Source organism: Pseudomonas sp. NFX15, from assembly GCF_049132105.1.
Taxonomy (GTDB): Bacteria; Pseudomonadota; Gammaproteobacteria; order Pseudomonadales; family Pseudomonadaceae; genus Aquipseudomonas.
The window spans coordinates 119587-138399 of the sequence record NZ_JAFMPV010000007.1 but is presented as its reverse complement, the minus strand read 5'-3'; the positions used below and the strand labels follow the sequence as shown (position 1 = coordinate 138399).

The 18813-nt window shown below is 59.8% G+C and carries 21 protein-coding genes; 9 read left to right on the top strand and 12 right to left on the bottom strand.

The window, feature by feature from the left end:
* Positions 1 to 716: 716 nt before the first annotated feature.
* Together J1D76_RS10370 and J1D76_RS10365 are read left to right on the top strand one after the other, a co-directional pair.
* Positions 717 to 1484, top strand: a complete 768-nt coding sequence (locus J1D76_RS10370; RefSeq protein ID WP_421138240.1) for an SDR family oxidoreductase — start codon at positions 717 to 719, stop codon at positions 1482 to 1484.
* Positions 1485 to 1651: 167 nt separating this feature from the next.
* Positions 1652 to 2557: a cation diffusion facilitator family transporter gene (locus J1D76_RS10365; RefSeq protein ID WP_421138239.1), complete on the top strand. Its 906-nt coding sequence runs from the start codon at positions 1652 to 1654 to the stop codon at positions 2555 to 2557.
* 55 nt (positions 2558 to 2612) lie between these two features.
* Here the strand turns inward: J1D76_RS10365 and J1D76_RS10360 are convergent, their stop codons facing one another.
* From J1D76_RS10360 to J1D76_RS10330, 7 genes are all read right to left on the bottom strand, one after another.
* A complete protein-coding gene (locus J1D76_RS10360; RefSeq protein WP_421138238.1) occupies positions 2613 to 3746 on the bottom strand; it encodes an AGE family epimerase/isomerase in 1134 nt (377 codons plus the stop codon).
* Between the two features lie 165 nt (positions 3747 to 3911).
* The gene (locus tag J1D76_RS10355; RefSeq protein WP_421138237.1) at positions 3912 to 4484 is read right to left on the bottom strand and encodes a HupE/UreJ family protein; all 573 of its coding nucleotides are present in this window, start codon (positions 4482 to 4484) and stop codon (positions 3912 to 3914) included.
* Positions 4485 to 4513: 29 nt separating this feature from the next.
* Positions 4514 to 5128, bottom strand: coding sequence for an urease accessory protein UreG (gene ureG, locus J1D76_RS10350; protein WP_421138236.1), 615 nt, complete (start codon positions 5126 to 5128; stop codon positions 4514 to 4516).
* A 23-nt stretch (positions 5129 to 5151) separates the two neighbouring features.
* Positions 5152 to 5826 (bottom strand): urease accessory protein UreF, encoded by a 675-nt coding sequence (locus J1D76_RS10345; RefSeq protein WP_421138235.1) that lies wholly within the window; start codon positions 5824 to 5826, stop codon positions 5152 to 5154.
* A complete protein-coding gene (ureE, locus tag J1D76_RS10340; protein WP_421138233.1) occupies positions 5823 to 6323 on the bottom strand; it encodes an urease accessory protein UreE in 501 nt (166 codons plus the stop codon). The genes J1D76_RS10345 and ureE overlap by 4 nt, the downstream gene beginning before the upstream one ends.
* 288 nt (positions 6324 to 6611) lie before the next feature.
* On the bottom strand, positions 6612 to 7244 hold the full coding sequence (locus J1D76_RS10335; RefSeq protein ID WP_421138231.1) for a TetR family transcriptional regulator: 633 nt from the start codon (positions 7242 to 7244) through the stop codon (positions 6612 to 6614).
* 171 nt (positions 7245 to 7415) lie between these two features.
* On the bottom strand, positions 7416 to 7928 hold the full coding sequence (locus J1D76_RS10330; RefSeq protein WP_421138230.1) for a hypothetical protein: 513 nt from the start codon (positions 7926 to 7928) through the stop codon (positions 7416 to 7418).
* 387 nt (positions 7929 to 8315) lie between these two features.
* Between J1D76_RS10330 and J1D76_RS10325 the strand changes: the two genes are divergently transcribed.
* Positions 8316 to 10385, top strand: coding sequence for an AsmA family protein (locus J1D76_RS10325; protein WP_421138228.1), 2070 nt, complete (start codon positions 8316 to 8318; stop codon positions 10383 to 10385).
* Between the two features lie 71 nt (positions 10386 to 10456).
* On the opposite strand, the gene J1D76_RS10320 is transcribed toward J1D76_RS10325, so the two are convergent.
* The 4 genes from J1D76_RS10320 to J1D76_RS10305 all read right to left on the bottom strand — a co-directional run bounded on the left by J1D76_RS10320 (position 10457) and on the right by J1D76_RS10305 (position 13718).
* Positions 10457 to 11140, bottom strand: a complete 684-nt coding sequence (locus J1D76_RS10320) for a hypothetical protein (RefSeq protein WP_421138226.1) — start codon at positions 11138 to 11140, stop codon at positions 10457 to 10459.
* 79 nt (positions 11141 to 11219) lie between these two features.
* Entirely contained in the window at positions 11220 to 12002 is a 783-nt protein-coding gene (locus tag J1D76_RS10315; RefSeq protein ID WP_421138224.1) for a hypothetical protein, read from the bottom strand.
* 162 nt (positions 12003 to 12164) lie between these two features.
* Positions 12165 to 12695, bottom strand: coding sequence for a ferritin-like domain-containing protein (locus tag J1D76_RS10310; protein ID WP_421138222.1), 531 nt, complete (start codon positions 12693 to 12695; stop codon positions 12165 to 12167).
* Between the two features lie 120 nt (positions 12696 to 12815).
* Positions 12816 to 13718 carry a LysR substrate-binding domain-containing protein gene (locus J1D76_RS10305; protein ID WP_421138220.1) on the bottom strand — a complete coding sequence of 301 codons (903 nt, stop codon included), beginning with the start codon at positions 13716 to 13718 and terminating at the stop codon, positions 12816 to 12818.
* Between the two features lie 120 nt (positions 13719 to 13838).
* On the opposite strand from J1D76_RS10305, the gene J1D76_RS10300 reads away from it, so the two are divergent.
* From J1D76_RS10300 to J1D76_RS10290, 3 genes are all read left to right on the top strand, one after another.
* A complete protein-coding gene (locus tag J1D76_RS10300) occupies positions 13839 to 14477 on the top strand; it encodes an FMN-dependent NADH-azoreductase (protein WP_421138218.1) in 639 nt (212 codons plus the stop codon).
* Positions 14478 to 14783, top strand: coding sequence for a DMT family transporter (locus J1D76_RS10295; RefSeq protein WP_421138216.1), 306 nt, complete (start codon positions 14478 to 14480; stop codon positions 14781 to 14783).
* Positions 14784 to 14890: 107 nt separating this feature from the next.
* Entirely contained in the window at positions 14891 to 15781 is an 891-nt protein-coding gene (locus tag J1D76_RS10290; RefSeq protein WP_421138214.1) for an alpha/beta fold hydrolase, read from the top strand.
* 20 nt (positions 15782 to 15801) lie between these two features.
* Here the strand turns inward: J1D76_RS10290 and J1D76_RS10285 are convergent, their stop codons facing one another.
* A complete protein-coding gene (locus J1D76_RS10285; RefSeq protein WP_421138213.1) occupies positions 15802 to 16677 on the bottom strand; it encodes a DMT family transporter in 876 nt (291 codons plus the stop codon).
* 97 nt (positions 16678 to 16774) lie between these two features.
* Between J1D76_RS10285 and J1D76_RS10280 the strand changes: the two genes are divergently transcribed.
* From J1D76_RS10280 to J1D76_RS10270, 3 genes are all read left to right on the top strand, one after another.
* Positions 16775 to 17167 carry an AraC family ligand binding domain-containing protein gene (locus J1D76_RS10280; protein ID WP_421138211.1) on the top strand — a complete coding sequence of 131 codons (393 nt, stop codon included), beginning with the start codon at positions 16775 to 16777 and terminating at the stop codon, positions 17165 to 17167.
* A 64-nt stretch (positions 17168 to 17231) separates the two neighbouring features.
* Entirely contained in the window at positions 17232 to 17543 is a 312-nt protein-coding gene (locus J1D76_RS10275) for a PsiF family protein (protein WP_421138210.1), read from the top strand.
* 232 nt (positions 17544 to 17775) lie between these two features.
* Positions 17776 to 18789: an AI-2E family transporter gene (locus J1D76_RS10270; protein ID WP_421138209.1), complete on the top strand. Its 1014-nt coding sequence runs from the start codon at positions 17776 to 17778 to the stop codon at positions 18787 to 18789.
* The last annotated feature ends 24 nt before the right edge of the window (positions 18790 to 18813 follow it).

Sequence of the window (18813 nt, the reverse complement as noted above, 5' to 3'; positions counted from 1 at the left end):
GTTATAGTTGACGACCATCGCGAGCAGGCTCGCTCCTACAGGGGTTTGTGACGGCTTTGGTAAAATTGTGGAAAACAAATTCCCCACGCTCTCAAAGCGCGACATAAAGCCGCTGCAAATAGTTGTTTTGTCACGGTTTTGACTTGTCCCCGTTTGCTGTGGAACCGGCTGTGAATAACATGGGAGTAGCTGGCTGGGCGCCTTTGAAACCGTGGCCTCCAGAGGTGTGGTTGTTTTTTGATCAGGCGTTTTTGCGCAGCTTGAAGGCTACTTTGTCAACCTTTTTGTTGGTCACGAAAGTGGGCAAAATCGTCGTGGATTAACCTGTGGATAAGTCTGTGGTTAAACTCTGGAAAGACCCGGCTGAAGGCCGTGGTTACTGGCTCGGCGCCATCGCTGCCTTGACTCGTCGGTCATGAAAATCGCCCGGGGCTGCACAGCGCGAGCGTGAGGGTCAAGCAAAAAAGTTTCGAAACAGCGCGCAAAGCCTTGTGCTCAGCGGCTTTCAGCTTTTCCACTTGCCCCCAAAGACTGTGGACCGGCCTGTGGATAACGTGCGCGCACATGGCTGTAGGCCACACGGGGCAAGGGCTTGCAGGTATTGAGTGTTTTTTGAACAGCTTGAACGGTGGTTGCCGCTGTGAGCAAGGCCGGGCATGCTGCCTGCTGATTTTCTATTTCAAGGGCTGGCGATCAGCCGCAGCTAGGAGAACACGATGTCCAACACCCTGTTTATTACCGGAGCGACCTCCGGTTTTGGTGAAGCCTGTGCCCGTCGTTTTGCCGACGCTGGCTGGAAACTGGTGCTGACGGGCCGTCGTGAAGAGCGCCTCAACGCGCTGTGCGCCGAGTTGTCGAAGCAGACCGAAGTGCATGGCCTGGTGCTCGATGTGCGTGATCGCAAGGCCATGGAGGAAGCGATTGCCAATCTGCCGCCTTCTTTCGCCAAACTGCGCGGCTTGATCAACAACGCCGGGCTGGCCCTGGGCGTCGATCCGGCACCCAAGTGTGATCTGGACGACTGGGACACCATGGTCGATACCAACGTCAAAGGTCTGATGTACAGCACCCGTCTGCTGCTGCCACGCCTGATCGCTCACGGCCGTGGTGCGGGCATCGTCAACCTCGGTTCCATCGCTGGTAACTATCCGTACCCGGGCAGCCATGTGTATGGCGCGACCAAGGCATTCGTCAAACAGTTCTCCCTGAACCTGCGCTGCGACCTGCAGGGCACCGGCGTGCGTGTCAGCAACATCGAGCCGGGCCTGTGCGAGAGCGAGTTCTCGCTGGTGCGTTTTGCCGGCGACCAGGAGCGCTACAACGCCACCTACGCCGGTGCCGAGCCGATCCAGCCGCAAGACATCGCCGAGACCATCTTCTGGGTACTCAATGCGCCTGCGCACATCAACATCAACAGCCTGGAGCTGATGCCGGTGAGCCAGACCTGGGCCGGGTTTGCCATCGAGCGCAAGGCTCAAGACTGAGTAACGGCTCATCGCGAGCAGGCTCGCTCCTACAGGGAATTCGTTGAACCTTGTAGGAGTGAGCCTGCTCGCGATGGCGTCGGCTCAGCCAGTACAAGACATCAGCTAGACTCCTCACCTGTTAATACCGCTACATCTAGCGGGTTAGAGGTGTTCGAGGAGAACAAGTGCGTAATCGAGAAGAGCAGCTCCTGCTCAAGCAATCCACCTTCCTGATGCTCGCCGTGACAGTCGCCGGGATCATCACCGGGTTTGTTTCCGGCGCCCAATCCATCCTGTTCGATGGTTTCTTCTCGCTGATCGCGGCGTTCATCAAGGTCCTGATGTTGATCACCGCCAGGCTGATCGCCAAGGAAAGCAATCAGCGCTTCCAGTTCGGTTCCTGGCACCTTGAGCCCATGGTGTTGGTAATCGAAGGCAGCTTCATTTTCCTGGTGGCTATCTATGCCTTTCTCAACGGTGTGTTCGGCATCCTCCGTGGTGGTCGCGAAGTCGAGCTCGGGCTGGTGATCTTCTACGCGGCGTTCTTCACGGTCGTTGAGCTCATCTACTACTTCTACGTCCGCCATCGCAATCGCACGCTCAATTCATCACTGATCGGCTTCGACAACATCAGTTGGCTGGTGGACGCGATGCTCTCGGCAGGCTTGCTGGTGAGCTTTCTCATCGCGCTGCTGCTCAAGACCCAGGGTTATGACGAATGGGCGGTGTATGTCGATCCGATGATCCTGATCCTGCTGGCCCTGGGCATGCTGCCGCCGGCGTACAAAATCCTGGGACCTGCCTTGCGCGATGTGTTGGGCATTGTCCCGGACCAGCTCGATGACAAGGTGCATCAGGTAATGGAAGTGGCGAAGGTCGAGCATGGTTTCGACGACTACATTTCCTACGTGCAAAAGCACGGCCGGGCTTGTTTCATCGAGATTCACATCGTCTTGCCGAAGGATTACTGGCTGGACGGCGTGGGGCAACTGGACAGCTTGCGCGAGGAGATATCCACAAAGCTGGGTGAACCGGATGCAGCACGATGGCTGACCATCAGCTTTACCGGGGATCGCAAGTGGATTGAGTGATGAGGCGACCTCTTCGAGGTCAATCGCGAGCAGGCTCGCGAAAGCGGTAGATTAGTCAGCCGAGATATTGCGCCAACCCGCGATAACAAGTCGCCAGGTGATAGGGCGTTGTCGATGGCATGTCGCGGCGGCTGACTTCACCGTGCTCGTCACGGCATTCGTACCAGCCGCCGGCATGCAGCGAGCGCTGCTGCAACGCCTGCAACTGGCGCAGTACATCTGCTTCGCTGTGCGGTCGCAGCGTCAACGCGCGCAGGTACTCGGCGTGAGCCCAGATACGCTGCGTGGCGTCCCGGACGCCGCCATCCAGTGCGAAGTCGAGCATCGCCCGCACGGCGCCAGTCTGCTGATCGACGCCCACTTGCTCGGTAAAGGCGAAGGCTCGCTCCAGATCGGCATGCAGCGCCGAATGGCGTAACAGCGCCGAGGATTCCAGCAGGAAATACCACTCGAACTGATGCCCCGGTTCAAACCAGTTATCCACAGACCCCAGCGGCTTCTCCATCAATACACCGTGCTGTGGATCGATAAAACGCGCGTGCATGGCTGCGCATAACTCGACGAGCGCCTGTTGCACGTCGAGGTCCTCACGCACCGACAGGGTGGCAAGAAACGCTTCGGCCAGGTGCATCAGCGGGTTTTGCAAAGGGCCGGTGTCCAGCGACGCCCAGTCGCGGTCGAGGGTGGCTTCGTACAGACCGTCCTCCGTGGCGAAGCGCTGCGCGATCACTTCCAGGGAGGCATTGAGCACCGACTCCACCAGTGGCTCGCGGACCTTGTCCCAGTAATGGGCGCAAGCGAACAGGATGAAAGCGTGGGTATAGAGGTCTTTACGCTGATCCAGCGGCGCACCTTGTGCATCGACGCTGTAGAACCAGCCACCGTGCTCGGCATCGTGAAAATGCCGCTGCAGCGAGCGAAACAACGCGGCGGCCCGCTCTTCGGCGCCCGGCACCTGGCCGATCAGGCTGGCGAACAGATAGAGCTGTCGCGCACAGGCCATGGCCCGGTAGCGTTGCGGGGGCAGGGGTTGGTGTTCGGCATCCAGGGCTTCAAACGGCAACGCCATGTTGGCATTCCAGCCCGGACCTTGCCAAAGTGGCACGATGACGTTCAGGAAGTGCTGTTGCACCGAGGCGAACAGGGCGGTCAATTCAGGCTGGGAGGCGGAGCGGGAAACAGGCGGCATTGGCTGGCGTCGTCACGGCAGGGGCGATTGCGCGACATGTTAGCAGGCCTGAACGCTGTGGTGTCTGTCAGGCCGCCTCCGCGGGCTTGCCCGCTCCTACACGGTTCGCGCAATATCTGTAGGAGCGGGCTTGCCCGCGAAGAGGCCTTCACAGGCGCTAGAGAATCAACCCGCCAGTAACCACACCCCGATCGCCGCCGAAGCCGCACCCGCCAGCCGCACCAACGGTGCCGCCGCTTGCGGCAACACCCGCACCAGCGCATAGCCGGCCGCATGCAGCACCGCTGTCGCCGCGACAAAACCTGCGGCATAGGCCCAAGGGCTCAACATGTCCGGCAACTCCAGGCCATGCGCAACGCCATGAAACAGCGCAAATAACGCCGTCGCGCCAACCGCCAGGGCCAGCGGTGGACGTACTGCCAGGGCAACCGCCAGCCCCAACGCCAACACCGAAGCGGCAATCCCGCCCTCCAGCGCCGGCAGGTTCAGCCCTTCAAAACCCAACAGCCCGCCAATCAACATAGTGCCGACAAAGGTGCATGGCAACGCCCAACGCGCTGCACCTTGTTGCTGCGCCGCCCACAGGCCCACCGCGAGCATCGCCAGCAGGTGATCGAGACCGCCCAGCGGATGGCTGATACCGGCGATCAAACCGTTGTCGCCATGCCCCGGGTGGGCAAAGGCGAGGGCCGGAGTCAGCAGCAGGGCCAGGGTGCCGAGAATGCGTTTGAGTGTCATGGATAAGCTTCCTTGTTGATAAGTCGTGATCAGGCCGCCGTCAGCAAACCCTGTCGTTCGATGAAGGCGATGATCTCTTGCAGACCCTGGCCGGTTTTCTGGTTGCTGAACACGAACGGCTTGCCGTTGCGCATGCGCTGGGTGTCGCTGTTCATCATCTCCAGCGAGGCCCCGACCAGCGGCGCAAGGTCGATCTTGTTGATCACCAGCAGGTCGGACTTGCAGATCCCCGGCCCGCCCTTGCGCGGCAGCTTGTCGCCGGCCGAGACGTCGATCACGTAGATCGTCAGGTCGGACAGTTCCGGGCTGAAGGTCGCGGACAGGTTGTCGCCACCGGACTCCACCAGGATCAGGTCCAGGCCCGGGAAGCGGCGATTGAGCTGGTCCACGGCTTCGAGGTTGATCGAGGCATCTTCGCGAATCGCCGTGTGCGGGCAGCCGCCGGTCTCCACACCGATGATGCGCTCCGGTGCCAGCGCTTCGTTACGCACCAGAAAGTCGGCATCCTCGCGGGTATAGATGTCGTTGGTCACCACGGCCAGGTTGTAGCGCTCGCGCAGGGCCAGGCACAGGGCCAGGGTCAGGGCGGTCTTGCCGGAGCCGACCGGGCCGCCGATGCCGACGCGCAGAGGTTGTGTGTTCATGTGATTCTCCAAAGTAACAGGCCCTAGGAACGGAACAGACGGCTGTACTGGCGTTCATGGGCCATACACGCCAGGGACAGGCCGAAAGCGGCGCTGCCGTAATGGTCGGGGTCGATTTGAGTCGCGTTTTGCTGCGCTTGTTGAAGCAATGGCAACAGTTCGCTGGTCAGGCGTTGGGCAGCTTGTTGGCCGAGGGGCAGGGTTTTCATCAGCACCGCCAACTGGTTTTCCAGCCAGCTCCACAGCCACGCGGCAAGGGCGTCCTGCGGGTTGATGTGCCAGGCGCGTGCGGCCAGCGCCCAGCCCAGCGCCAGGTGGGGCTCGTTGCGCTGTTCGAGGAAGACGCGGGCAGGCGCGTCGAGTTCCGGCAAGCCGTTGAGTAGCTGTTGCAACGAGTAGCCCATCTGCCGGCTCTCCTGATGCAACTCGCGTGTTTCACGACTGGCGCGGTGTTCTTCGCAGCGTTGCAGCAACGCGTGCCAATTTTCTTCATGGGCAGCCGTGCAATGGGCGAGCAGCAGCGGCGCTTCGAAACGTGCCAGGTTGAGCAGCAACTGATCGCTAATCCAGCGCCGGGCGCTGCCGGCATCGTGAACACGACCGTTATCCACCGCCATTTCCAGCCCTTGGGAGTAGCTGTAGCCGCCAATCGGCAATTGCGGACTGGCCAGGCGCAGCAGCGCCCAGGCCGGGTTCATGGGCGGACGCCGAACTGGTGCAGTTTCGGCGCGTAGTTGAAGGCTTCATCGCCGTGGCGCGAATGATGATGACCACCGCCGTAGGCGCCATGCTCCGGCTGGAAGGGCGCCTCGATGGTTGACGCAACGGCGCCGAGTTGTTCGAGCATGGCCTTGAGCACGTAATCGTCGAGCAGGCGCAACCAGCCGTCGCCGACTTGCAGCGCGACGTGGCGATTGCCCAGGTGATAAGCCGCACGGGTCAGCTCGAAAGCGTTGGCGCAGGTGACGTGCAGCAACTGTTCTGGGCGGGCGCAGATGCGCACGATCCGGCCGTCTTCGGCCTGCAGGCATTCGCCGTCATGCAGCGGTGGCTGACCGCGCTCCAAAAACAACCCGACGTCTTCGCCCTCGGCACTGAAACAGCGCAAACGGCTTTTGCTGCGGGCTTCGAACGTCAGATGCAGTTCGGCGGCCCAAACGGGTTGAGGGTCGATTCTGCGATGAATCACCAGCATCGGAAGGCTTCCAGCAATGGACAATGCAGAGGCTAGAGCAAGGGGCTTGCCAATCGACGGGATATGTAGGAAATGCCTGTCGGAAGTGTAGGGGGTGGTACTTGTGAATGAGATTTTTGGGTGAATTTGGTGCGCTGTTTTTGTGTTGCGCACCAAGTTGAAGCGACATCGGTGCACTGTAGGAGCAAGCTTGCTCGCGAAAGCGCTTTGCCTGTCACATCAATGCTGAAAGTCATGCCCTCTTCGCGAGCAAGCTTGCTCCTACAAGGGATAGGTGGGCTTTGTGGGTTACTCGGTGCTGCCGAGCCCCTGCCAATGCTTGAGGCCGATAAAGATAAATCGCAGCTGTTGGGTGATTTTCGCTTGGGGCGTCAGGTGTTCCGGCAGGGCTTCGGCGGGCGGGTCAATGATGTCCGGCAGCGTGGCGAACACGCTTTTGACGATCAGGTCGGCCATGACGCTCAGCCCGGCGATGTCCAGGTGTTGCAGTTTGGGCATCAGCGACAAATCGGCCGCCAGGTCGGCACTGATGTTTTCGCGCAGGCGACCAATGGCCATGCGCACCGGCAGCGAGCCGCCGTATTGCTCGCGGGCGAGAAACAAAAACTGCGATCGGTTGGCGCTGACCACATCGAGAAAGATCCGCACCGAGGCATCGATGATGCCGCCCATCACGAATTCGTTGTGTCGCACCAGGCGAATGGTTTCGCGAAACGTCTGGCCGACTTCGCTGACCAGCACCAGGCCCAGTTCATCCATATCGGCGAAGTGACGGTAGAAACCGGTGGGCACGATGCCGGCGGTTTTTGCCACCTCACGCAGGCTCAGGCTGCCGAATCCTCGGCCGCCGTCCATCAGATGCCGGGCAGCATCCATCAGGGCATGACGGGTTTGTTGTTTCTGTTCGGCGCGGGGCAGCATCGCAAGGACGTTTTCTGGACGAGGACGCGGCGCACTCTAGCAAATCGGCTTTGCTGGCGTCGAACGACGTTGGGCGATCAAGCGGGGAAGTGTGACATTCATCAAGCGGACCGCTGAAAAGTCAAAAGCCCAATCCGGGAATTGGGCTTTTTTTCAGGGCTGCCATGGCGGTTAGCTCAGGGCGCTGTTGCGTTCGATCACACGATCACCACCGCCTTCGGCGAGGGTCTGGCCTTGTGGGGTGCGATCCGAACCGTCGGCAGCCAGGGTCTGGCCTTGTGGTGTGCGATCCGAACCATCAGCCGCCAGGGTCTGGCCTTGTGGGGTGCGATCCGAGCCATCAGCCGCCAGGGTCTGGCCTTGTGGGGTGCGCTCCGAGCCATCAGCCGCCAGGGTCTGGCCTTGTGGTGTGCGATCCGCACCATCAGCCGCCAAGGTCTGGCCTTGTGGGGTACGGTCCGAGCCATCTTGGGTGATCAGGCCTTTCTCTTTCAGGCGATCGTTACCGCCTTCGGCCAGGGTCTGGCCCTGTGGAGTGCGGTCGGAACCATCGGCGGCAACGGTTTGGCTGAATACCGAGTGGCTTTGTTTCACTTGTGGCGTGGCTTGTTCAGAGGCTGGCAGGGCAAAGGCGGTGCTGGCCAGCATCGAAAGGGTAAGGCTGAGTAGTAATTGGCGTTTCATGATTGGGTTGCTCCTGAGGAGTGCTTAAAAGTGGGTACGAGGGCAATGCTACTCTCGATAAGTCGATATAAAAGTTCATAAACGCAATGGTAATAATCAACAGAATTGATTGTTCGCGGCGGAGGCTCTAGAACGGGCGTTTCAGGCGGGCGGTTTTGCACCGATGTGGGTATTTTCGACTCACCCGTGATGCGTAAACGTGCGGGGGTGGTAACGCTGGATGACTGCCTGGTCTGCATTGGACTGGGAGAATTCAGTGAAATCGGTCTTTCGATTAAACCTGCGCGGGGTTTTTCAGTCGTAGACTTCATGGCGGGCCGCTTTCGGCTCACCATTTCAGCTGTGCGTCGCCGTCGGGGCGCCCGGTCGTATCAGGAGCCCTGTGCAATGACGCGCACTCATAAAATACTCGTCTGGTCCTTTTCCACCTTCCTCACTTTGTTGGCCGTGCTGGTGCTGATCATCGTGTTTTTCGACTGGAACCGGATCAAACCCACCCTCAATGCCAAGGTTTCCGAAGAGCTGCACCGTGCGTTCGCCATCAATGGCAACCTGTCGGTGGTCTGGCGGCCCGAGCCCGATGAAAGCGGCTGGCGCGCCTGGGTACCGTGGCCGCACGTTGTGGCCGAAGACTTGAGCCTGGGCAATCCCGATTGGTCCAAGCAACCGCAGATGGTCACCCTCCGGCGTGTCGAACTGCGCATCTCTCCGTTGGCACTGCTGGCGCAGCGGGTGGTCATCCCGCGAATCGATCTCACCGAACCCAATGCCTGGTTGCAGCGCCTGGCTGATGGACGCGCCAACTGGACCTTTAAATTTGACCCCAAGGACCCGAACGCGGAACCGTCGAGCTGGGTGGTGGATATCGGCGCGATCGGTTTCGACAAGGGCCACGTCACCCTTGATGACCAGAACCTGAAGACTCAACTCGATGTGCTGATCGATCCGTTGGGCAAGCCGATCCCGTTCAGCGATATCGTCGGCGACAAAGCGGCGAAGGCTGCGCAGGATCAGGGCCCGGCGCCCCAGGATTATGCGTTTGCGCTCAAGGTAAACGGCCAGTACCACGGCCAAAAACTCGCCGGCCAAGGCAAGATCGGCGGGCTGTTGGCGCTGCAGGACGCCGCACGACCGTTTCCATTGCAGGCACAAGTGAAGATCGCCGATTCCAGCGTTGAGCTGGCCGGCACCCTGACCGATCCGCTGAATCTCGGGGCTCTGGACCTGCGCCTGAAACTGGCCGGCACCAGTCTGGGCAATCTCTACCCGCTGACCGGTGTGACATTGCCGGACACGCCGCCCTATGCCACCGACGGCCATCTGGTCGCCAAGCTCCACGAGGCCGGTGGTGCGGTGTTCCGTTACGAAGCCTTCAACGGCAAGATCGGCGAGAGCGACATTCATGGCAATCTGACTTACGTCGCCAGCCAGCCAAGGCCCAAGCTCAGCGGCTCGCTGCTGTCCAATCAGTTGCTGTTCGCCGACCTTGCGCCGCTGATCGGTGCCGACTCCAATGCCAAGCAGCAGGCCCGGGGCGGCGATAGCAAGCAACCGGCAGATAAAGTGCTGCCGGTCGAGGCGTTCAAGACCGATCGCTGGCGTGACATGGACGCTAATGTCGAATTCACCGGCAAGCGCATCGTGCACAGCGAAAAATTGCCCTTCAATGACCTTTATACCCACTTGGTGCTGACCGATGGCGTACTCAGCCTCGAGCCGCTTCGCTTCGGCGTAGCCGGCGGCAAGCTGGATGCGCAGATTCGCCTGAACGGCCATACCGAACCACTGGAAGGCCAGGCAAAACTGACCGCCCGCGGCTTCAAGCTCAAGCAGCTGTTCCCGGGCTTTGAACCGATGAAAACCAGTTTCGGCGAACTCAATGGCGATGCGGATATCAGCGGGCGCGGCAATTCGGTGGCCAAGCTGCTGGGCAGCGCCAATGGCAATCTGAAAATGCTGATCAACGATGGCGCCATCAGTCGCGAGTTGATGGAACTGGCAGGCCTGAACGTCGGTAACTATGTGGTCGGTAAGATCTTTGGCGACAAGGAGGTGAAGATCAACTGCGCAGCTGCCGACTTCGGGATCAAGTCCGGTCTGGCGAGTACCCGTTTGTTTGTGTTCGATACCGAGAACGCCATTATCTATATCGATGGCACGGCGAACATGGCGACCGAACAACTGGACCTGACCGTCACCCCGGAATCCAAGGGTTGGCGCCTGATTTCATTGCGCTCGCCTCTGTATGTGCGTGGCAAGTTCATCAAGCCCGATGCCGGGGTCAAGGCGGTGCCGTTGATGCTGCGCGGGGCCGGGATGGTGGCGCTGGGCGTGATCGCCGCGCCGGCGGCAGGGTTGCTGGCGTTGGTGGCGCCGAGTGGGGACGAGCCGAACCAGTGCGCGCCGTTGTTACAGCAGATGAAAGAGGGCAAGGCGCCGAAGACGGTAAAAAACTGAAGGATGTGGGTAACGGTTCAAGCGCCCCGACGCAGGGGCGCTTGAAGTCTTGCGAGGCCTGAATTTTCAACTCAACCGGAGGCGGCAGTGATGTGCAACAGCTTTGTTTCAATGTTGCGCCCCAGTTTCTTGAGGACATCGGCTCGTACCTGATTGTAATGACGCCCATCCAGTAAGCTGCTCAGTTGCCAACTGTTGGTCCGGTCATTCCCGATGGCGTTCAATACCGGCTGGTCCAGAAGGTCGCTGTCCAGGCAATGGGTCGTTTCAAATGTCACTTGCAGGGTCACAACGGTTTTATCGTTGCGAATGATTGTGAGCATTGCACCTGTTGAAACGGCCGAGATGTTGCTGGATTCACTCACGGTAGCGCTTCGTTGAAGCTTATCGATAATGGCCGTGATCGCCGGTGAATCAGGCTGGAGTTTTGTCAGTTCAGCCCATGCATCGGCGAGCGCCTGTTGTTCATCCTTTGGCAAGTCACTCCCAGCGCATTGTCCAACGAGCGTCAGCAGATTGCGGTTGTCAAAGTCGAGGCGCTGGTTGCCTCGGCTATTGACCATCCAGCCAATTTTTTGAACGGTTTCTGTATAGATGGGCCAGTTCACCTCAGGGTTCGCACTTTTTTGTGAGGCCACCAGTTCTCCCAATAGGCTGGACGACAAAATATCTTTTTTAAATTCGTCAGCGTGCGATCCACAAAAGATCGTTATGTTTCCATTGACCAGCCAAGTGTCGAAAGTTGTTTTTTTCATGTGTTGTCCCACGCGAGAGTGTGCACAGGAGGAAGTTTAAAGCGGCACGTTAGTGCCGATTTAAACGTGTCAGTGACAGTTAGAAATCAGGCAGGTCGATAATGAATTTCTTGCCGCTGTCGCTGAACTTGTTGTACAGGTCACCACGCAGGCCGGAAAACACCTTGGTGTCCAGATAAGTCCGGACCGCGCCGGTTTTTATCGTGGTGGATTGCCGGGTCGACTTCCAGAACAGAATGCCACGGGTGCTCTCTCTCGCATCCAGGGAAATGCAATTGAGGACCATGTTCGGTTGCCTGCTGTTGTCCAGCCAAACGGGTGCAATATCGAACTTTGCCTGAGTGCCAAGCTTTTGATTGCGATCAAAGATCTGAATGGCCCCCGGATTTTTTTGTACAGCCTCGACGGCCTTTTTCGCAACATCGGCCAGAATCTGCGCGGCACTGCTGCCGATCAGCCCTGCGGTCACTTCCAGTGCAACCTGATCCATCGTCAGACCCGTTCTACGGATCGTGACTTCCTGGATATTGCGGTTTTGCGCGACCCAGCCCAGTTTGCTCAGACCGTCGACATAGTAGCGGTACCATTCGAAAAGTTGTGCATCTTCAGGGAAGAGTTTGGTGGCGGCGTTTTGCATGACCAGTTTGCACAAGTTGACGTCGTCAATAATGTCCTGCGAGACACCGGGCAGGAAGGCATCGATCGTGTCGGGCATGACGCTGGCTGTTGGTTTGTTGACGTCGTGATCAGGTAGGTTTGCAATGACGCCTTGTACGGGCACGGACAGGGTCGCCAAACGCTGTACCTGAGGGGCTAAAGAGGGGAGTGAGTCAATGAATTCAAGTCGTTGTTCAATGTGCATGGTTCTAGTCCTTTATGGTTAAAAACAGACTTCTTGTCTGTGGCGTTAATATAAATAAGCGGCGCGGTAAGTCCAGTGAGTGTTTGTAACTCGATGCTGTTGTTTTGGGTGTTTTAATAAAAGCCTCAAGGCAAACTAGTTGCCGTAAGGCTTTGTAAGTTATTACAGGTCTTTCAGGATGTCCGCCATATCATCCGCATGCTCTTCTTCCTGCGCCAGAATTTCTTCAAAGATGCGTCGGGTCGTCGGATCTTTTTCGCCGATGTACTGAATGATTTCTCGGTAGCTGTCGATGGCAATTCGCTCGGCGACCAGGTCTTCATAGACCATCTCCTTGAGCGTGTGGCCGGCCACGTATTGGGCATGGGCGTTTTTCGAGAGGGTGTCGGGGTTGAACTCTGGCTCGCCGCCCAGTTGCACAATGCGTTCGGCGAGCTTGTCGGCGTGTTCTGCTTCCTGTGTGGCGTGTTCGAGGAACTGGTCAGCGGCAACCTGGGCCTTGACGCCCTGGGCCATGAAGTAGTGGCGCTTGTAGCGCAATACGCAGACCAGTTCGGTGGCCAGCGATGCATTGAGCAAACGCAACACTTCTTGGCGGTCGGCGCCATAGGTTTCGGTCACGGCACCGTTTTCGACATTCTGGCGGGCGCGCTCGCGAAGGGTTTTTACATCAGACAAATGCATGTCGCTCATCTCGATCTCCTGGAGGCTAGTCCGGTTTGCGTCACCTTCTGTGGGAGTGATCGCTACCTGAGTTGTGAGTCATGAACGGCGCAAAAAGTTTAGGAAATCTGCCAGCCAGCCGTCCGCCCATTACGCCAAGGCATGCCCGGACAACAGGGCCTCTTCACGCAACCAGGCAAAAAACGCCCGCACCGGCGGATGCCGTTCGCGCCCCGGTACGCAGAGTGCGCTGTAGCCGGCGCCATCGACCTGAACGTCTGCGCGGTACGGCATCAACAAGCCACTGGCGACGCTTTGCGACACCAGGATGTTGCTCGCCAGCACCAGGCCTTGGCCGGCAATCGCCGCTTGCAGGGCGTAATGTTCTTCATCGTATTCACGCACGGCGGGCCGTCCGTTCAACCAGGTTTCACCGGAGCGCGCACACCAGGCCTTCCAACCGTGGGCATACAGCTTGGAGTTGTGCCAGCACACGCTGATCAGTGTCGGGGTGCGCACGGCGGCCAGGTTGACCTGTTCCGGCGAGCCGTAGACGCCGAAGGACTCATCGAACAGGCACTGGCCAAACAGGCTGGGGTAGTCATCGAGGCTGTAGCGCAGCACCAGGTCGACACTGGCGTCCTGATGCAGGTCGATGACTTCGCAATGAGTATCCAGGCGTACGTTGATGTTCGGGTGCCGGGCGTAGAAACGTCCCAACCTCGGCACCAGCCACAGGGCGGCGAAGGCGGCAGTGGTGGAGACTGTCAGGTTGGCGCCGCTGCGCTGCGGGCGCAGGGTATCGACACTTTGCGCCACCTCCAGAAAAGCGCCGTGCAGGCTGCGGAATAACCGTTCGCCGCATTCGGTCAGGCGCACCTGGCGTGGCAGGCGTTCGAACAGCGGCACGCCAAGCCAGGTTTCCAGGGAGCGGATCTGATGCGAAACCGCCGTCGGGGTCACCGACAGTTCTTCGGCGGCGGCCTTGAAACTCAGCAGGCGTGAGGCGGACTCGAAGGCGCGCAGGGCGGTCAACGGCAGCGAAGCAAACATGAAAACTCCATGGGTGAAATGTATTCATCCAGACTGATTTTTGCTCATTTGAGGAGAACGGGCGGCCAGCTTCAAGCTGCGAGCCACAAGCCGTTTGAGTTTAGTCCCGAGGAGATTCAGATGAGTAAAATTCTTGCCGTTCATGCCAGTCCCCGTGGTGATCGCTCGCACTCGCGGCGTTTGGCCGAAGTGTTCCTGTCGGCCTGGCAGGCCCGTTATCCGCATGCGCAATTGACCCGTCGCGAAGTCGGTCGGGCATTGATTCCCCCGGTCAACGAAGCGTTCGTGGCCGCTGCGTTTTACCCCGAACCCAACGCTCGGCCGCTGTCGATGCAGGCTGACCTGGCGCTGAGCGACGAACTGGTCGGCGAATTGCTGGGCCATGACGTGCTGCTGATTTCCACGCCGATGCACAACTTCAGTGTGCCCAGCGGCCTCAAGGCGTGGATCGATCAGATCGTGCGCGTCGGGGTGACCTTCGATCACACCCTGGACAATGGCGTGGCCCAATACCAACCGCGGGTGCAGGGCAAAAAAGCACTGATCATTACCAGCCGTGGCGGTTTCGGGTTTGGTCCGGGCGGCGAGCTGGAGGCCATGAATCATGCCGACACGCTGCTGCGCACGGTGCTCGGATTCATCGGCATCACCGACGTCACCGTGGTGGCTGCCGAAGGCGAAGAATCTGCCGAGCGCTCCTTTGCAATTTCCGCCGCTGAGGCCGAGCAGCGCTTGCTGGCGCTGGCCGGGGCGTTCTAGGTGGCCTGGCTGTTCCTGCTGGTGGCGGCCGGGTTCGAAGTCACCTTCGCCATGGGCATGAAGTACGCCGAGGGCTTCACCCGGTTTTGGCCCTCGCTGATCACGGTGGTGGCCGCCGTGGGCGGGATTTATTTCCTGACCCTGGCCCTGCGCGAGTTGCCGGTGAGCATCGCTTACCCGATCTGGACCGCCATCGGTTCGCTGGGCACGGTGTTTCTCGGTTTCGCGCTGCTGGGTGAAAGCCTGACCGCGATCAAGCTGGTTTCGGTCGGGTTGATCGTGGCGGGCGTGGTGGGGTTGAAGTAGGGCGCATGGCATAGACTTGTCGTCGAGTTGTCATCGTCGCGGGCGTAGCTTGGCGGATGTCTTGCATCCCGCCTTGCGTCGCTCACTGTTCACAAGGATGTTCGCCCATGTCGCAAGGTTCTGCTCCGCGCTATCCGCTGGTGCTGGTCCCGGGAATGCTCGGGTTCATCCGCCTGGTGCTTTACCCGTACTGGTACGGGATCGTCGAGGCGCTGCGCCGTGGTGGTGCGGTGGTGTTCGCGGTGCAGGTGTCGCCACTGAACTCGAGCGAGGTGCGCGGAGAGCAATTGCTGGCGCGTATCGACGAAATCCTGCGCGAAACCGGGGCCGACAAGGTCAACCTGATCGGTCACAGCCAGGGCTCGTTGACCGCCCGTTATGCCGCGGCCAAGCGCCCGGATCGGGTGGCTTCGGTGACTTCGGTGGCGGGACCGAATCACGGGTCCGAGCTTGCCGATTACTTGCACACGCATTATCCCCACGACAGCGCCCGTGGGCGTCTGCTGAGCTTCTTGCTGCGGATGGTCGGCGCATTGATGGGTTTTTTGGATACCGGCTATCGCGGGCCGAAGCTGCCGGTGGACATCCCTGCCTCCCATCACTCGCTTACCAGCGCTGGCGTGGCGCTGTTCAACCAGCGCTATCCACAGGGCTTGCCGCAAACCTGGGGCGGTCACGGACCGGAAGAGGTCAATGGCGTGCGTTATTACTCGTGGTCCGGCACCTTGCAGCCGGGCATCACCGATCGCGGGCGCAATCTGCTGGACGGCACCAATCGCAGTTGCCGGCTGTTCGCCAGGACCTTCGTCCGCGAAGCCGGGCATTGCGACGGCATGGTCGGGCGCTACAGTTCGCACCTGGGAACGGTGATTGGCGATGAATATCCGTTGGATCACTTCGATATCGTCAACCAGTCGCTGGGGCTGGTGGGCAAGGGGGTCGAGCCGGTCCGCTTGTTTGTCGAGCATGCGGCGCGGCTGGCGGCGGCCGGGCTCTAGACCGACCTGTGGCGAGGGAGTCAGGCGCGACCCAACACCGTGGTCCAACGCTCCGAAACAATCACCCCACCCAACGTCAGCAGCCCGCCCACCAGGTGGTACAGCGCCAATTGTTCATGCAACGCCACCGCCGCAATCAAGGCGGTAATCAACGGCAGCAAATTGAAGAACAGCGTGGTCCGGCTCGGCCCCAGGCGCACCACGGCCTGCATCCATGCCAGCGGCGCAATCATCGAGGCCAGCAAACAGGCGTACAAAACCAGCGGAATGTTGTGCAGGGTCAGGCCAACTTTCGGTGACCCAAGGAACAACGGAAACAGCACCACCACCGCTACCAGCACCTGCAAATACAGGAGCACCAGCGGCGGCAGTTTCAGCTGCCATTTTTTCAGCAGGGTGCTGTAGACCGCATAGGCCAGCGTGGCGATCAGCATCATCGCGTCGCCCAGGTTGACCCCGTGTTCCAGCAACACGCCGAGGCTGCCGGACGACACCACCACCAGCACACCGGCAAAGGACAACGCCGCACCGGCCAGGGCACCCAGGGTCAGGCGCTGGCCAAGGCTGATGATCGCCATGGCCAGCGACATCAGCGGCATCAGCGACAGGATGATGCCCATGTTGGTGGCCGAGGTCATGGCGGCTGCGAAGTACGCCAGGCTTTGATAGACCGCCATGCCGAGCACGCCGAGGACAAAGATCTTGCCCAGGTTCGGACGGATCAGCGGCCAATGCTTGATCACCGGTTTGAGCATGAATGGCGTAAACAGCAACCCGGCCAGCAGCCAGCGGTAGAAACCGATCTCGGCGGGGAAGATCGCCCCGGCCGACATTTTGGTGATAACGGTATTGCCGGCCCAGATAAAAATGGCCAGCAGGGGATAAGCGTATTGCATCGGGAAAAACCAGAACGTTAATGATGGGCAATTATCCGCTTGTCTGGATGAAAGCCTATACTTTTATCCAGACAACCGGCCCCTGATGACGGACATCATGAGCAGCAAACACATCGACCTGCTGGATGTCAGCGAACTGCCGTCGGCGGTGTACTTTCGCTACGCCGATTTCGACGCCCACGAATATGCCGCGCCCCACCGACATCCCTGGGGCACGCTGGAGTACGCCGCCCACGGCGTGCTGCACATGGACGTCGCGGGCAGCCGCTTCATGTCACCGCCGCAATACGCGGTGTGGGTGCCGCCGCAGATCGAGCACAGTTTCTACAGCCACCAACCGGTCAACTATCGTGCGGTGTGCCTGGCGCCCAGGGTCTGCACCGATATGGGCTACAGCACCGGCTCGGCGTTTATCGCGATGTTCCAGCGCCAGGCCGGGTGCACGCCGGAGCAGTATCGGCGCAGCCACCTGGAGAACAGGAAGGTGTAACAGGGGTTGTCTACACTCCTGTACAAGGCCGCGCCCCTCGGTGTGGCGACCAGGAGAAAACTCCATGAAGATGTTGCGTGCCCCTTTGTTGATGATCGGTTTACTGCTGTGCTCCCAGGGCTTCGCCGCCAACACGGCCCAGCAGGAAAAAATGACCACCTGCAACGCCGACGCTACGACCAAGAGCCTCAAGGGCGACGAGCGCAAAGCGTTCATGAGCACTTGCCTGAAGGCGACGCCAGCGGCAAACGATGCCGGTAAAGCCTTGACACCGCAGCAGGAAAAAATGAAAACCTGTAATGCCGACGCTGCCACCAAGGCCCTCAAGGGTGACGAGCGCAAGACGTTCATGAGTGATTGCCTGAAGAAGAAATAGACCCGCAAACCTGCGCCGAGCGTGCCGGCCCCTTCGCGGGCAAGCCCGCTCCTGCAAGGTATCTGTGCGGCGAGATCCCTGTAGGAGCGGGCTGGCCCGCGAAGGGGCCCGAAAGAACACTGAACGTCTTGCCTGGGTCCCTCGACCAAGGTCGACCCACACAATCCTAGTGCTCGCCTCGGATCGCTGGCAGACTGCCAATCCTTTTTACGCCGTTCGTTTTTGAGGCTGTATGCCAACGTTTTCTCAGCGTCAAGTTTTGCTGGTCATCAGCTGGGTCATTATTTTTGGCGGGCTGCTGCTGGTCCTGCCGCTGCGATTGCTGCCAAGCCTGCTCGCCGGGTTGCTGGTATTCGAACTGGTCAACATGCTCACCCCGCAACTGCAACGGCTGATCGAAGGCCGGCGCGCGCGCTGGCTGGCGGTGGCGCTGCTCGGGACGCTGATTGTCAGCGTGCTGTCGCTGATCTTTGCCGGCGCCATCAGCTTCCTGCTGCACGAGGCGGAAAACCCCGGTGCTTCCCTCGACAAATTCATGGGGGTAGTGGACCGCGCACGCGGGCAACTGCCGCCGTTCATCGACGGCTACCTGCCGGCCAGCGCCGCCGAGTTTCGCGTGGCGATTGGTGAATGGGTCAGCAAACACCTCAGTGAGTTGCAACTGGTGGGCAAGGACGCGGCGCACATGTTCGTGACTTTGCTGATCGGCATGGTGCTGGGTGCGATCATTGCCTTGCAGCGCGTGCCGGACCTGACCAAGCGCAAACCCCTGGCGGCGGCTCTGTTCGACCGCCTGCACCTGTTGGTCCAGGCGTTTCGCAACATCGTGTTCGCGCAGATCAAGATTTCCTTGCTCAACACCTTCTTCACCGCGATTTTCCTCGCGGTGATCCTGCCGATGTTCGGCATCAAGCTGCCGCTGACCAAGACCCTGATCGTGCTGACGTTCCTGCTCGGCCTGCTGCCGGTAATCGGCAACCTGATGTCGAACACCCTGATCACCATCGTCGGGTTGTCATTGTCGATCTGGGTGGCCCTGGCGGCGCTGGGTTACCTGATTTTTATCCACAAGCTCGAATACTTCCTCAACGCGCGCATCGTCGGCGGGCAGATCAGTGCCAAGTCGTGGGAGTTGTTGCTGGCGATGCTGGTGTTCGAGGCCGCGTTCGGCCTGCCGGGGGTGGTGGCGGGGCCGATTTACTACGCGTACCTGAAGAGTGAGTTGAAGCAGATCGGGATGGTTTGATCTCTAAGATTGATGTTGCTTGAT

Bases quoted from the DNA above. Each gene is read 5' to 3' on its own strand.
- J1D76_RS10355 (WP_421138237.1), bottom strand. From the start codon at position 4,484: ATGACACTCAAACGCATTCTCGGCACCCTGGCCCTGCTGCTGACTCCG.
- J1D76_RS10300 (WP_421138218.1), top strand. From the start codon at position 13,839: ATGAGTAAAATTCTTGCCGTTCATGCCAGTCCCCGTGGTGATCGCTCG.
- J1D76_RS10320 (WP_421138226.1), bottom strand. From the start codon at position 11,140: ATGAAAAAAACAACTTTCGACACTTGGCTGGTCAATGGAAACATAACG.
- J1D76_RS10325 (WP_421138228.1), top strand. From the start codon at position 8,316: ATGACGCGCACTCATAAAATACTCGTCTGGTCCTTTTCCACCTTCCTC.
- ureG (WP_421138236.1), bottom strand. From the start codon at position 5,128: ATGAACACACAACCTCTGCGCGTCGGCATCGGCGGCCCGGTCGGCTCC.
- J1D76_RS10280 (WP_421138211.1), top strand. From the start codon at position 16,775: ATGAGCAGCAAACACATCGACCTGCTGGATGTCAGCGAACTGCCGTCG.
- J1D76_RS10310 (WP_421138222.1), bottom strand. From the start codon at position 12,695: ATGAGCGACATGCATTTGTCTGATGTAAAAACCCTTCGCGAGCGCGCC.
- ureE (WP_421138233.1), bottom strand. From the start codon at position 6,323: ATGCTGGTGATTCATCGCAGAATCGACCCTCAACCCGTTTGGGCCGCC.
- J1D76_RS10315 (WP_421138224.1), bottom strand. From the start codon at position 12,002: ATGCACATTGAACAACGACTTGAATTCATTGACTCACTCCCCTCTTTA.
- J1D76_RS10360 (WP_421138238.1), bottom strand. From the start codon at position 3,746: ATGCCGCCTGTTTCCCGCTCCGCCTCCCAGCCTGAATTGACCGCCCTG.
- J1D76_RS10305 (WP_421138220.1), bottom strand. From the start codon at position 13,718: ATGTTTGCTTCGCTGCCGTTGACCGCCCTGCGCGCCTTCGAGTCCGCC.
- J1D76_RS10285 (WP_421138213.1), bottom strand. From the start codon at position 16,677: ATGCAATACGCTTATCCCCTGCTGGCCATTTTTATCTGGGCCGGCAAT.
- J1D76_RS10290 (WP_421138214.1), top strand. From the start codon at position 14,891: ATGTCGCAAGGTTCTGCTCCGCGCTATCCGCTGGTGCTGGTCCCGGGA.
- J1D76_RS10335 (WP_421138231.1), bottom strand. From the start codon at position 7,244: ATGCTGCCCCGCGCCGAACAGAAACAACAAACCCGTCATGCCCTGATG.
- J1D76_RS10330 (WP_421138230.1), bottom strand. From the start codon at position 7,928: ATGAAACGCCAATTACTACTCAGCCTTACCCTTTCGATGCTGGCCAGC.
- J1D76_RS10370 (WP_421138240.1), top strand. From the start codon at position 717: ATGTCCAACACCCTGTTTATTACCGGAGCGACCTCCGGTTTTGGTGAA.
- J1D76_RS10275 (WP_421138210.1), top strand. From the start codon at position 17,232: ATGAAGATGTTGCGTGCCCCTTTGTTGATGATCGGTTTACTGCTGTGC.
- J1D76_RS10270 (WP_421138209.1), top strand. From the start codon at position 17,776: ATGCCAACGTTTTCTCAGCGTCAAGTTTTGCTGGTCATCAGCTGGGTC.
- J1D76_RS10345 (WP_421138235.1), bottom strand. From the start codon at position 5,826: ATGAACCCGGCCTGGGCGCTGCTGCGCCTGGCCAGTCCGCAATTGCCG.